General features: G+C 59.0%; 16 protein-coding genes and 2 pseudogenes. 5 read left to right on the forward strand and 13 right to left on the reverse strand.

Translation table 11 applies throughout. The features are described from left to right. From B4F73_RS01660 to B4F73_RS01690, 7 genes and pseudogenes are all read right to left on the reverse strand, one after another. Nucleotides 1-536 (reverse strand): annotated as a pseudogene (locus B4F73_RS01660) (tRNA (N(6)-L-threonylcarbamoyladenosine(37)-C(2))-methylthiotransferase MtaB); the annotation flags it as partial. Between the two features lie 78 nt (nt 537-614). After that, nucleotides 615-1,424, reverse strand: a complete 810-nt coding sequence (gene dapF / locus B4F73_RS01665) for a diaminopimelate epimerase (protein ID WP_206991823.1) — start codon at nt 1,422-1,424, stop codon at nt 615-617. 64 nt (nt 1,425-1,488) lie between these two features. Beyond that, on the reverse strand, nt 1,489-1,905 hold the full coding sequence (locus tag B4F73_RS01670; RefSeq protein ID WP_034817298.1) for a hypothetical protein: 417 nt from the start codon (nt 1,903-1,905) through the stop codon (nt 1,489-1,491). A 40-nt stretch (nt 1,906-1,945) separates the two neighbouring features. Continuing rightward, nucleotides 1,946-2,998 carry a MaoC family dehydratase gene (locus B4F73_RS01675; RefSeq protein ID WP_290480340.1) on the reverse strand — a complete coding sequence of 351 codons (1,053 nt, stop codon included), beginning with the start codon at nt 2,996-2,998 and terminating at the stop codon, nt 1,946-1,948. A gap of 38 nt (nt 2,999-3,036) precedes the next feature. Beyond that, nucleotides 3,037-3,294, reverse strand: coding sequence for a hypothetical protein (locus B4F73_RS01680; RefSeq protein WP_034817295.1), 258 nt, complete (start codon nt 3,292-3,294; stop codon nt 3,037-3,039). 89 nt (nt 3,295-3,383) lie between these two features. After that, entirely contained in the window at nt 3,384-3,731 is a 348-nt protein-coding gene (locus tag B4F73_RS01685; protein ID WP_034817294.1) for an ArsC/Spx/MgsR family protein, read from the reverse strand. Between the two features lie 53 nt (nt 3,732-3,784). Then, nucleotides 3,785-4,666, reverse strand: coding sequence for an HpcH/HpaI aldolase/citrate lyase family protein (locus tag B4F73_RS01690; protein ID WP_206991820.1), 882 nt, complete (start codon nt 4,664-4,666; stop codon nt 3,785-3,787). An 85-nt stretch (nt 4,667-4,751) separates the two neighbouring features. On the opposite strand from B4F73_RS01690, the gene B4F73_RS01695 reads away from it, so the two are divergent. Genes B4F73_RS01695 through B4F73_RS01705 form a run of 3 tightly spaced genes read left to right on the forward strand, consistent with a single transcriptional unit; the run spans nt 4,752 to nt 7,051 of the window. Next, nucleotides 4,752-5,267, forward strand: coding sequence for a hypothetical protein (locus tag B4F73_RS01695; protein ID WP_290482364.1), 516 nt, complete (start codon nt 4,752-4,754; stop codon nt 5,265-5,267). Between the two features lie 38 nt (nt 5,268-5,305). Further along, nucleotides 5,306-6,424, forward strand: coding sequence for a serine hydrolase domain-containing protein (locus tag B4F73_RS01700; protein WP_206991818.1), 1,119 nt, complete (start codon nt 5,306-5,308; stop codon nt 6,422-6,424). A gap of 3 nt (nt 6,425-6,427) precedes the next feature. Then, a complete protein-coding gene (locus tag B4F73_RS01705; protein WP_290482365.1) occupies nt 6,428-7,051 on the forward strand; it encodes a LysE family translocator in 624 nt (207 codons plus the stop codon). Between the two features lie 92 nt (nt 7,052-7,143). On the opposite strand, the gene rarD is transcribed toward B4F73_RS01705, so the two are convergent. Both rarD and B4F73_RS01715 read right to left on the reverse strand, forming a co-directional pair. Then, on the reverse strand, nt 7,144-8,052 hold the full coding sequence (gene rarD / locus B4F73_RS01710; RefSeq protein ID WP_290482366.1) for an EamA family transporter RarD: 909 nt from the start codon (nt 8,050-8,052) through the stop codon (nt 7,144-7,146). A 60-nt stretch (nt 8,053-8,112) separates the two neighbouring features. Then, nucleotides 8,113-9,156 (reverse strand): aspartate-semialdehyde dehydrogenase, encoded by a 1,044-nt coding sequence (locus B4F73_RS01715; RefSeq protein WP_206991815.1) that lies wholly within the window; start codon nt 9,154-9,156, stop codon nt 8,113-8,115. Nucleotides 9,157-9,278: 122 nt separating this feature from the next. Here B4F73_RS01715 and B4F73_RS01720 point away from each other — a divergent pair, with 122 nt between their 5' ends. After that, nucleotides 9,279-9,650 (forward strand): nuclear transport factor 2 family protein, encoded by a 372-nt coding sequence (locus tag B4F73_RS01720; protein ID WP_290480951.1) that lies wholly within the window; start codon nt 9,279-9,281, stop codon nt 9,648-9,650. 5 nt (nt 9,651-9,655) lie between these two features. Next, entirely contained in the window at nt 9,656-10,453 is a 798-nt protein-coding gene (locus B4F73_RS01725) for a TIGR03084 family metal-binding protein (protein ID WP_290482367.1), read from the forward strand. Here the strand turns inward: B4F73_RS01725 and leuB are convergent. The 4 genes and pseudogenes from leuB to B4F73_RS01745 form a co-directional block, all read right to left on the reverse strand. After that, a complete protein-coding gene (gene leuB / locus B4F73_RS01730) occupies nt 10,450-11,502 on the reverse strand; it encodes a 3-isopropylmalate dehydrogenase (RefSeq protein ID WP_290482368.1) in 1,053 nt (350 codons plus the stop codon). The genes B4F73_RS01725 and leuB overlap by 4 nt on opposite strands. Before the next feature lie 143 nt (nt 11,503-11,645). Further along, a complete protein-coding gene (locus B4F73_RS01735; RefSeq protein ID WP_206991812.1) occupies nt 11,646-11,918 on the reverse strand; it encodes a hypothetical protein in 273 nt (90 codons plus the stop codon). 116 nt (nt 11,919-12,034) lie between these two features. Continuing rightward, nucleotides 12,035-12,211, reverse strand: a complete 177-nt coding sequence (locus B4F73_RS01740) for a hypothetical protein (protein WP_290480333.1) — start codon at nt 12,209-12,211, stop codon at nt 12,035-12,037. 23 nt (nt 12,212-12,234) lie between these two features. Then, nucleotides 12,235-12,441 (reverse strand): annotated as a pseudogene (locus B4F73_RS01745) (3-isopropylmalate dehydratase small subunit); the annotation flags it as partial.

Raw genomic sequence — 12,441 nt, forward strand, 5'->3', positions numbered from 1 at the left:
ACCTGATTGACCACCTCCCCTGCCGGGACAGACCGGGAATTCCCACGGCCATAAGGAATGATGCAGAACGTGCAGCGATGGTCACATCCATTTTGGACCTGGACATAAGCGCGGGCGCGACCTTCCATGCCATCAATCAGGTGTGCAGCGGTTTCCCGCACTGACATGATGTCATTCACGCGGACCTTTTCGTGCCCGCCCAGCAATTCGGCCGGCCGCCAGGTTTCCGCCTGCATCTTTTCATGATTGCCGATGACGCGGGTGACTTCCGGCATCTTTGCAAACATGTCCGGATCGATCTGCGCAGCACACCCTGTCACGAGGATCGGCGCGCCCGGATTGTCTTTTGCCGCCCGCCGGATGGTCTGGCGCGCACTGCGGACGGCTTCCGATGTGACGGCGCATGTATTGATGATCACCGCATCATTCAGGCCAGCATCGGTCGCATGCCCGCGCATCACCTCGGATTCATAGGTGTTCAGGCGGCATCCGAGCGTGATCAGCTGCGGGCTGGAAGGGGATTTGGTCTCAGTCATCGCGATGTGTTGCAGCGGACATCGCGCCGTCAGCCCCGCAAATCAAGGGATCTGTGCAGGATGACTCCTTTGCCCAGTTCAGATTTCGGTCTCGAATTCCAGCTGCACAGGTCCAGTCATGTAAACCCGGTCATCGGATTCCTGCCAGTCGATGATCAGCGTACCGCCATCGAGGATGAGATTGGCACGGCGGTCGGTGAGCTTCGCCCGGGCGGCGCACACGAGCGCCGCGCACGCGCCGGTGCCACACGCCTTGGTCAGGCCGGCCCCCCGCTCCCAGACGCGAAGGCGAATGTTCTGCCGGTCAATGACCTGCGCGAACCCGACATTCACCCCCTCAGGAAAGGTCGGGTGCCATTCAACGAGCGGCCCGATGGCCGGAATGTCGTAATCATCGATATTCTTCACGAAGAACACGGCGTGCGGATTGCCCATCGAGACCACTGCCGGACGGGAGAGCCAGGGATTGTCGATCGGCCCGACTTTCACATCAACGCCGCGAACGTCCATTTTCTCGGAAAGCGGAATGTCTTCCCACCCCATCAGGGGCGAACCCATGTCGACGGTTATCTGGCCATCCTCTGCGGCAAACGCTTTCAGAACATCCGCTTCGGTCTGGATGGACACCCGGTCCTTGCCGGTTTCAGCCAGTAACAGTTTGCCTACACAACGGGAGGCGTTGCCACAGGCAAAGACTTCGCTGCCATCGGCGTTCCAGATGCGCATGAACACGTCGCGCGCGACATCACGCTCCAGCGCAATGATCTGATCGGCTTTTAGGTCTTCGGCAATCTGGCGCACCTGGTCGGTGCTCGGCACGAACGCAGTCGAGCGGGCGTCGAATATGGCAAACGCGTTGCCAGCACCATTCATCTTCCAGACTTTCATTCGCCTGCCCTTAAAGGGTTTCCCCCGTCCCGAAAAGCGGAACCTCGTCAGATATTTCGCGCGTCTACTTGGGTAGCCCGAACGACACAATCCATCCAGCCACCTGGATGACCAGCGCTGCCACCAGCCCCGCCCCGACAAAGGGATGCGACACGAAGATGGCGAGCGCCACAATGCCCAGACACGCATAGTCGACGATATCGCTCGACATCAGCCACCCCTGAGGTTGCCGGAAGCGCCGCACATCAAAGAGTGTGACCGTGCGCCAGACGCGGCCCATGTCGGGCGGGCCAAAGGCTTCCTGTAGCTTCTTGGGATCCCGGATACCGGTCATCTCCGCAAGATCGGCGACGGTCGCCTCGCCAAGCGCAACATTCCGCTTGCGAGCGGACGTGCCGATCAGGCTGACAATTGCCGACAGCACCACCGCAATTGCGATGGCGAACAGCGTGAAATCGTCAAAAGGCCCATATCCGCTCATGCGGCATCATATAGGGAGCGCGCGCCGAAACGGAAGCGCCTTACCGCTTGCGTGGAATGGCGGCCCAATAGTCGAAGTCGAGCAGAACACCATCGGCATACTTCCCATCCTCGCCCTTATAGGCGAACGCGCCCGGATCCTGATCCTTCACTGCCACGAGGCGCAAGCGCAACCCGCCAACCTTGTCGGACAGCTCAGCTTTCTCAAGCACTTCGCTCCAGGCATAGATCGTGTCACCGGCAAATAGCGGACTGACATGGCTGCCGGCATTGATCGCCAGCATATGGCCCGCATTGGCGAGACCATTGAAGGCCAGCGACCGCGCGATGGAAATTACCACACCGCCATAGATCAGGCGCTTGCCGAACCGGCTGGACTTCTGGCCATGCGCATCGAAATGAACCTTGGCGGTGTTCTGGTAGAGGCGTGTCGCAATCTGGTGCTCCGCCTCTTCCACGGTCATGCCGTCGACATGATTGATCTTCTCGCCAACCGCATAGTCTTCGAACATGTATTCGCTGCCGGCGAGGGATGTATCCCAAGCCTCCATGGAGGCAAACCCGGACAATTCGGCCCCGGGCACACTCTTTGGCAGGTCGGGGATCACCACGTCTGGCGCGGGTGAGTTGGCATCCCGCTTGTTGACCATGACCCAGCGCACAAAGGACATGACTTCTTCGCCGCGCTGATTGGTGCCGCGCGTGCGCACCCAGACGACGCCGGTCTTGCCATTGGAGTTTTCTTTGACGCCGATCACTTCCGAAACCGTGTTCAGCGTATCGCCTGGCAGGACGGGTTGAGAGAAGCGACCATCGGCATAGCCAAGGTTCGCCACCGCATTCAACGAAACATCCGGCACGGACTTGCCAAACACGACATGGAAAGCGTGCAGCGGATCAATCGTGAGGCCCGGATAGCCGGCGGCTTTGGCGAATTCAGATGAGGAATACTGGACAAACCGGCCGCCGGTCAGCGCGCGATAGAGGGCGATGTCGCCTTCAGTCAGCGTCTGCGGCGTCGCATGCGCGAGGGGCATGCCCACGAAAAAATCTTCGAAGAAATGGCCGGGATTGGATTTCGATGTGCTGGTCATGCGCCCCTCAGATGGAAAAGGGGCAAGACTTCCCGGCGTCAGGCCTGGATTTGCCCCATATACAGATCAGCCAGCACCTGACCGTCACTGGGCGAGGAAATCAAGGCGGGTGAGACGAAGGGCAGCAGGAAAAGTGCGATGATCGCGGCCCCCAACAGGCCAGCCATCATTTGCTGCTCACGGTTCTCGGAGAACTCATCGAGCATGCGTGGTCCCGCCAACATGTACGGCACCCCAAGAGTGCAAAATGCAGAAAAGGCGATCAACACCGCCGCAAGAGTCATGAACACGATCATGCCCACAGCCTTGCCATGCAGATATTGAATCTTCGCGTGAGAGATCGATGAAATTTCATCGATCTCCCCGCAATATCAGCCGTGTAATACTATTTCAGCTCGAGCAGTTTCTCGATCGGACGGCCCAGCACGGCCTGCTTGCCGACAATGCCGATGGGGCGCTGGATGATCTTTGGATTGGCGGCCATCGCCTGGAAGATCTCGTCATCTGTCGAAGTCGCATCGATGCCGAATTCGGCAGCATTCTTGTCGCGCAAGAACTCGCGCGGCGAACTGGCACCCATCTTTTTGGCGATGTCCTTCAGCTCATCCAGGCTGAGTTGCTCGGAAGCATTCATGTATTTCCGGACCTCCGGCTCGACGCCGTTCTCCTGCAACAAGGCGAGCCCCTTGCGCGACGTGCTGCAGCCGGAATGGTGAAGGAGAGTGTAGGTCATGCGTATTCCTGAATGTGTTGGTTTACCATATGAATGCCCGAGAGCATTGAGGATCAGCTCTCAAAAGCCCGGATGGCTTCATCCATGGCCACAGTCCGGCGGGCTTCGTCGAGATGGAGCAATTCGGTCATCTTGCCGTTTACCTTCAATACGCCCTTGCCGGCATTCTGAGGGTCTGCGAACGCCTCAATCACGGCCTGTGCATGTTCCACATCATGCGGGCTCGGCGCGAAGACGCGGTTGGCCGTGTCGAGTTGCGATGGATGGATCAGCGTCTTGCCGTCGAAGCCGAGGTCACGCCCCTGTTCACACTCGTCGATCAGGCCCTGCTCGTTCTTGATGTCATTGTAGACGCCATCAATCGCGACGATGTTGTAGGCGCGGGCCGCAGCCATGCTCATGCCCAGAGCCGTCTGGAAAGCCAGCCGGTCCGGCGTCATCCGCGCGCGGTATTCCTTGGCGAGATCGTTCGTTCCCATCACGAACGTCGTCATACGGGTGCGGCCAACGGCTTCGGCAATGTCCTGGATGTTCAGGATCGCCTTGGGCATCTCGATCATCACCCAAAGCCCCATCTCGGCCGGGGCGCCGGCGCGGCTCATCGCGTCGTCGAGACGATCAATGTCGCTGCCATCAATCACTTTGGGTGCAAGCAGCGCATGTGCGCCCGCTTCAACCGCCATCTTGAGGTCGGCTTGGCCCCATTCGGTATCCAGCCCGTTCATCCGGACCACGATTTCACGGTGGCCATAACCCCCTGCGGTCACGGCCGCGCGGATCGTATCACGCGCGGTCTCCTTGGCTTCCGGCGCCACGGCATCTTCCAGGTCCATGATGACCGTGTCCGCGGGTAGCGTTTTCGCCTTTTCCAGGGCGCGCTCATTGGCGCCGGGCATGTAGAGGCAGGATCGGCGGGGACGGTGAACGTGGGACATATGTGACAACTCCTTGACCTGAACTGTCCATTTGATGCGTGATTGCGAGCCGAATACTCGTCCCGCACTGCACCGAGATGGATCAATGATGTTTCGCCTGCTCTTACTGGCTCAAATCTTCCTGTTTTGCGAGCCTACCTTTGCGAAACCCATTACGCTGATCGAGTTTCGCAACGAATTCCTCATACGCGAATTCCAGTCCGTCAAAATCGGGTATATCGACACGCACCCCACAATGTCCGCAGCGATGGACAAACAGGGGTTCGAGGCCGTGCTTCGGGAGTGCTCCCAGATCGACGGCACCTGCCAGACGGCCCGCTTTACGGCCTGCCGGGACCTGCCTGGTTATTCGCGACTGGAAACGCTGGAACTTGCCAATCAGATGAATGAGGGCTTCAACCCCGGAACCGCCTACGCGAAAAAGGGTCCTTCTCCGAGTGGGATATGCGTGAGATTCCACGTCTCCTTTAGGGGAGAGGATGAGTTCGGCCTCAGGCAGATCTTCGAATGGCAGCAGGCGCTCGAGGATTTTACAGCCTCCGTAGACAGCGACCTCACCAGCCGTGTTGCCGCCGATGTGCGGGCCTTGGTTCAGCCGTAACGCTTGTCGGCCAGTTCGGTTTATGCGAGCCAACACCGATGACTGATACAACATCTGACAGCTGGCCAATGGCCGGACATGCCGACAGCGGATTTGAATCTGTTCGCCGCGTCTTCGAAAAAAACTTCGAGAATGGCGAGGAGCTCGGCGCCGGATTCGCCGTCATCAAGGACGGCAAGGTCGTCGTGAACCTGGTCGGCGGCTGGGCTGACCGGAAGAAGGAACACCCATGGTCAGACACCACCCTCGTCCCGGTCTATTCGACCACCAAAGGTATCGCAGCCATCGTCCTGGCCCATCTGGTGGAGCGCCTGCCGGGCGGCTTTGAGACGCCCGTGGCCGATGTATGGCCCGAATTTGCAGCCAATGGAAAAGGCGCGGTCACAATTGCCGAAGTTGCGAGTCACCAAGCCGGCCTGCCCGGCTTTCCGGAAGAGATCGACCCTGAGCTCTGGCTCGATCCGCCCGCCTGCGCCGCCGCACTGGCGGAATTGGCTCCGATGTGGTCACCGGGCAGCGCGCATGGCTATCATCCCCTGACCTGGGGCTATCTCGTCGGAGAGATTGCACGGCGCATCAGTGGCGAAACGCTCGGTACGACGCTAAATTTGCTGTTTCCGAACGTCGACTTCATGATCGGCACACCCGCCAGCGAGCATGATCGCTGTGCCGACATCCAGCGACCGCGAGAATTGGCAGAACTTGGAGAGATTACCCCGCCGCGACGCGCAGCATTTGTCAGCAAATGGGCCGCCCCAAATCGCGGCGGAGCCATTTGGCGCGAGATCGAAATTCCGTCGGCAAACGGCCACGGAACAGCGCTCTCGGTCGCGCAACTCTATGAGACCTACACGACCAATGGCGAGGGTGTCATGAGCAACGCCACTTTCGAGGCACTCAGCACGGCGCGAACACATGGACCGGATCTGGTTCTGCCCATGATCACCAGCTTCGGCGCTGGCATCATGCACAATACCCACGGCATGTTCGGACCCGAACCCACCACGCTCGGCCATTGTGGCTGGGGGGGCTCCATGGCGATAGCTGATCAGCGCAATGGTTTGACGTGCGCCTATGTCATGAACAAGCAATCCAATATTCTCGTGGGTGACCCGCGTGCGGTACGACTGGTTGAAGCGGTCTATGACTGCCTCTGATCCATGCTGAACCATATTGACTGGGCCGCATTCCTGATTGCCATGGCGGCAGTGGAATTGACGCCTGGTCCCAATATGGGATGGCTCGCCGCGCTGTCGGCGCAGCAGGGCCGCGCAGCGGGAATGCGCGCTGTCGCAGGCATCACACTGGGGCTGGCGGCCCAGTTGGTGGCTGCGGCCACAGGCCTGTCGGCTCTGCTCGCCGGAATGCCCATGCTCTACGACACGCTACGATGGGCAGGCGTCGTATTCATGGTCTATCTCGCCGTTGAGGCTTGGCGGGATACCGGATCCGTCTCACCACTCAATCGAAACAAGGCGGCGGGCTTCTGGCGGGGTCTGGCTGCGAATTTGTTGAATCCCAAAGCGCTTGTGTTCTATCTCGTCGTCGTCGGGCAGTTTGCCAGCGATACCGCAGGACCAATCTGGTTGCAGATTGTTGCGCTGGGCGTCATCCACCTGGTGGTCGCGACGACCATCCATACGAGTATTGTACTTGCCGGGTCCCGTTTTGGCCAAAAACTGGAAGCTTATCGGACCGCTCCCCTCCTGCGCGGCACCTTTGCCATCATGCTGCTTGGAATCGCCGTGTGGATCGCCGTCTCGACCGGACGTTCGGTCTCCTGACTGGCACAGTCCTTGCGGAGGTGAAATCGGAGGCAACTCCAATCATGCAAAACATCTTCCTGCTCCGGGTGCTCACCGCCCGGAGCATTTTTTCAGCTGACTCGCGCTGCGCGGGCGAGCCGCCGGGCCTTGGCGTCGCCCATGACACTGTCGGCGGTGAAGATCGCCAACGCCGTCCAGATGAAACCGAAAGCCGCCGCATGGGTCCAGCCAAATGGTTCGCGGAACACGAGAACCGCGATCAGAAACTGCAAGGTCGGCCCGATGTATTGCATCATGCCGATGGTCGAGAGCTTCAGACGACGTGCTGACAAGGCAAACAGGATGAGGGGCACAGACGTGATCGGGCCGGCCGCCATCAATAGTGCGACATCCCATCCCCCATTGCCGAATACTTGCGCATCCGGTTGGCGCGAGAGCCAGGCCAACCAGGCCAGGGCGACGGGCGCCAATAGCAGGACCTCCATCAGAAATCCCGCTCGACTATCAATGGCGACCTGCTTCCGGATCAGCGAGTAACAGGCAAAGGTTACGCAGAGAAACAGGGCGACCCACGGCACCTGTCCGAAAGCCACTGTCATGATGGCAACGCCGATAGCGGCGATGCTTACTGCGCCCCATTGCGCCGGCCGAAGGCGCTCGGAAAAGAAGATCATGCCGAAGATCACGTTCACAATCGGATTGATGTAATAACCGAGCGACGCTTCCATCGTCCGGCCAGCATTTACCGCCCAGATGTAACATCCCCAATTGGACCCGATCAGGGCGCCTGAGATAAGCAGCCATTTCAGCTTGTCCCATTTCAGGGCTGTCCGAACGTCCCGCCAGTTCGCAGCAATCGCAATGAAGATCAGCGCAGTCGGTATGGACCAGACCACGCGATGTGCCAGCAGGTCCGCCGCACCGATGTGCTGCATCAGCCGGATGTAGAGCGGCAGGCTCCCCCAGATAAAAAAGGCCCCCAGGCCAGCAAAGAATCCGAGGCGAGTTTCAGTGTTCATGGCCCAGCGCGTAGCACTGAGCCATGAGGCAACGCCACCCAATTATTGCTGCGAAGCGTTTCAGTTTGTCGAAACGGGCTGTTTCTCTGGCTTCAGGACGCCGCGATTGAGGAGTTCTTCGGCAATCTGGATTGCGTTGAGGGCGGCGCCTTTGCGCAGATTGTCGGAGACACACCAGAAGGCGATGCCGTTTTCGACCGTCGGGTCCTTGCGGACGCGGGAGATATAGGTCGCCCATTCGCCCACGCATTCCTTCGGCGTGATGTAGAGCTCGTCTTCAGGATCATCGACCAGCATGATGCCCGGGCTCTCGCGCAGAATTTCCTTGGCTTTCTTGGCGCTCAGGGGGCCGGCCAATTCGACATTCACGGCTTCGGAATGGCCGACAAAGACCGGCACGCGCACACAGGTCGCGACCAGTTCGATGGACTCGTCGAGGATTTTCTTCGTCTCGACGCGCATCTTCCACTCTTCCTTGGTGAAACCATCATCCATGAAAACGTCGATCTGCGGGATGACGTTGAAGGCAATTTCCTTCTGGAAGACTTCCGGGGTCGGCTCGTCATTGACGAATACGCCGCGTGTCTGATTCCACAGCTCGTCCATCGCCTCCTTGCCGGCGCCGGATACGGACTGGTAAGTCGAACAGACAACGCGGGTGATACCGACGGCATCATGCAGCGGCTTCAGCGCCACAACGAGCTGTGCAGTCGAGCAGTTGGGGTTCGCGATGATCATCTTCTTTTCGTAACCCATCACGGCTTCGCCGTTGCACTCTGGCACGACGAGCGGCACGTCCGGATCCATCCGCCATGCGGACGAGTTGTCGATCGTGATCGCGCCGGCTTTGGCAATTTTCGGTGCCCATTCCTTGGCGGTGGCGCCGCCAGCCGACATCAGGACGAGGTCTACCTGTGTGAAGTCGAATTGTTCAATATCGTGGCATTTCAGCGTGCGATCGCCATAGGACACTTCCTTGCCGAGCGACCGGCGGGACGCAACGGCAAAGACTTCGTCGGCTGGGAACATACGTTCTTCCAGAATGTTCAACAGTTCGCGTCCGACATTACCTGTTGCACCGACGACTGCGATCCGAGTGGCCATGATATTTCTACTCCTGAGATTGAACCGGGCTTATGGCGCATCTTCGACGCCATTTAAAGCCTGTTGCCAACGTCTCGCTGCTGAGGCAGACCGGATTGAACCCGGAACTGGGAGCCGCCCTCGTGCTTGATGACGTAATCAACCGCTACCTCGCCTGTTACAATGCCCGTGATATCGACGGAATGCTCGATTGCGTGACGGAAGACGTGGTGTTCGAAAATATCTCCAACACGGGTCAGTCCATGCGTCTGGATGGCAGGGACATGATGCGTCAGGTCGCGGAATTGTCAGGAAATGCCTTCTCCTATCGCCGTCAGCGACTGGTCAACATTGTCAGTGGAGGCAGCAAGGCTGCGGCCGAGATCGAATTTGAAGGCAAGGCCGCCGTAGACCTGCCCAATGGCATCAAGTCCGGCGAGACCGTAAAAGTACGCGGCGCGAGCTTTTTCGAATTTCGCGGCAACCTGCTCTGCCGCATCGCGGATTATAGCTGATCTTCATGCAACAAGCCGCAGACTTCCTCGATGAATCGCTGGCCCTGTCCGAGCTGATCGCACCCCTGTCCGATACGGACTATACGCAGAAAACCGCATTCAAGGACTGGACCATCGACATGGTTCTCCGCCACCTGCATTTCTGGAACACCGCAGCGCTATTATCGGTAAAAGACGAGGCGGCATTTCAAGCGCTTGTATCCGGCCTGACGGACGCGCTCCGCGAAGGCGCACTTCCAGACCATGAATATGCGTACTTCGAGGGCCTGTCAGGCCGCGCCTTGCGGGAGGACTGGCTTGTCATGGCAGACCGTACGGCAGATGTCTTCGCTCAAACCGATCCATCCCAGCGCCTGCAATGGGTGGGCCCAAGCATGAGCGCGCGGTCTTCGATCACGGCGCGACTTATGGAAACCTGGGCGCACGGTCAGGAAGTCTATGACCAGCTGGGCGTCGTCCGTGAGAATAACGACCGTATCCGCAATATCGTGGTGCTGGGCGTGAACACCTATGGGTGGACTTTTGCCAACCGGAAACTCCCGGCTCCGGGGCCAATGCCCTTCCTGTCCCTTACCGCGCCGTCCGGCGAAATCTGGACGTATGGCGAAGAACAAGATGATGAGCGGATTGCAGGCCGCGCAGAAGAATTCTGCCAAGTCGTAACGCAGGTACGCAACGTGGCGGACACAAGTCTTTCCGTATCCGGAAAGATTGCTCAATCCTGGATGACACAAGCGCAGTGCTTTGCGGGCCCTCCGCAGCCGCCACCAGCGGCCGGGACACGGAAGACGCGCACGGCCTAAAGCGCTGCGATAATTGCATCCGTCATCTGGTGAGTCTTGAGCTCTCCCCCAAGATCTCGCGTACGGGCGCCATCTTCCAAAGCCTTGCCCACTGCTGCGAAGAGCCTGTCGGCGATTTTTTCACGCCCCAGAGACCAGCGGAGGGCCATTTCAAGCGACAGAATGGCTGCACACGGATTTGCGATACCCTGTCCCGCAATGTCCGGCGCCGAACCGTGCACCGGCTCATAGAGGCCCGGCGTACCATCCGCCCCAAGGGACGCTGAGGGCAGCATTCCGATGGACCCGGTCAGCATGGCGGCTTCGTCAGAGAGAATATCCCCGAACAGATTACCGGCAAGAATCACATCGAACTGTTTCGGCGCTCGGACGAGCTCCATTGCACAAGCATCCGCATACATGTGGCTGAGTTCGACGCCAGCACCGAACTCGGCATGCGCCAATGTGACTTCCTGACGCCAGAACAGGCCGGTCTCCATGACGTTCGATTTTTCCACCGAACAGACACGGCCATCCCTGCCACGCGCGATTTCGAAAGCAACACGCGTAACACGTTCGACTTCCGGGTGCGTGTAGATCGACGTGTCATACCCCCGGCGCAGTCCGCCTTTCTCATCAATGCCGCGCGGCGTGCCGAAATAGACACCTCCTGTCAGCTCTCGGACGATCATGATGTCCAGGCCTTCGACCACTTCAGGCTTCAGGCTGGAGGCGCTGACCAATGCCGGGAAACAGAAAGCGGGCCGCAAGTTCGCAAAAACATCGAGGCCTTTGCGCAAAGCCAGCAGGCCAGCTTCCGGGCGCTTGTCGCGCGCCGTACCCGCCCATTTCGGCCCACCAACCGCGCCGAGCAGAACCGCATCCGATCGACGGGCCTGCTCCAGCGTATCCTCGTTCAACGGCGTCCCGTGGGCATCAAAGGATGCTCCGCCAACAAGCCCCTCTTCCAACAGGAGATCTGGAGCCAGAACGTCCACCAGGCGCCGAACTTCGGCCACAACTTCTGGGCCAATCCCGTCTCCTGGCAATAACAGTAAGGTCTGTTTCACTTCCGCGCTCCACTCATGTTCGGACAAGTTTGTTTTGTGGCACCTAGTAGCCACCACAACACAACCGAGCAATACTGTCGCGTGTGGTCGGCGGCCGGGCCAGATCGACCTGGGAAAGTTGAGCCACCCGAGAGTGGAAGGGCCTACATGCCGGGTTCGCGTGGTATGGGAGTGTAGCGGCTATCAATCTTGTCCTTGAATTCCTTGGCCTGTTCTTCGTTCCGCTCATCTATGTCGGCCCAGGTTGCCTTGTTGTTGCAAATCCGTTTTGGCAGCATCGAGCCGAACTCCTTGATGGAGCGGCACTCTCTTTCGGCGCCTTCCGCCAATGTCATTTCCTCAGACCCGGTTGAACTCGCGCAGCCCGCGAGAGAAACCATCAATCCAGCTGCAAGCACAGAACCCGCAAATTTCATCTTTATCTCCCAAAGTGTGCAATTCAGAACCGCGTCCACCACTAATGGTTGTAACCAGCGGGCGCAACGCCATCTACGTCTCCACCAAACAAGAACGAAACCCGCTCGTGCGACTCTCAGGTCTCGGGGTCACGCTTTTCTTCGGTTGAGGCGCCCGCTTCGTCGGACGGCGCGGACTGAGCCTCTGGCAGGGTGACATTGACTTCAGGCTGCGTGCCGAATGGATCCGTATGACAGGCCGCGACAGACGCCAGCACCAATCCCCCCAGAATTGTCAGGCTTAATCTCTTCATGACCATCCTCTTCGCTTTCCGGGTCAGCTGGCCTTTTCGAGCCATGGCATGGAGACGCGTCGACGCGCTTCGAACGTGTCGATCTCGCTTGCTGCAGTCATCGAACTGCCAATCTCGTCAAGGCCTTCCATGAGGTTTGCCTTACGGCCTGCATCCACTTCAAACGCATACACTTCGCCATCCGGCCCGGTGACGATCTGGGCTTCAAGGTCCACGGTGAAGACATGGTT

Origin of the sequence: Hyphomonas sp. UBA3601 (assembly GCF_002375605.1) — a bacterium.
In the GTDB taxonomy this organism is placed as follows: Bacteria; Pseudomonadota; Alphaproteobacteria; order Caulobacterales; family Hyphomonadaceae; genus Hyphomonas.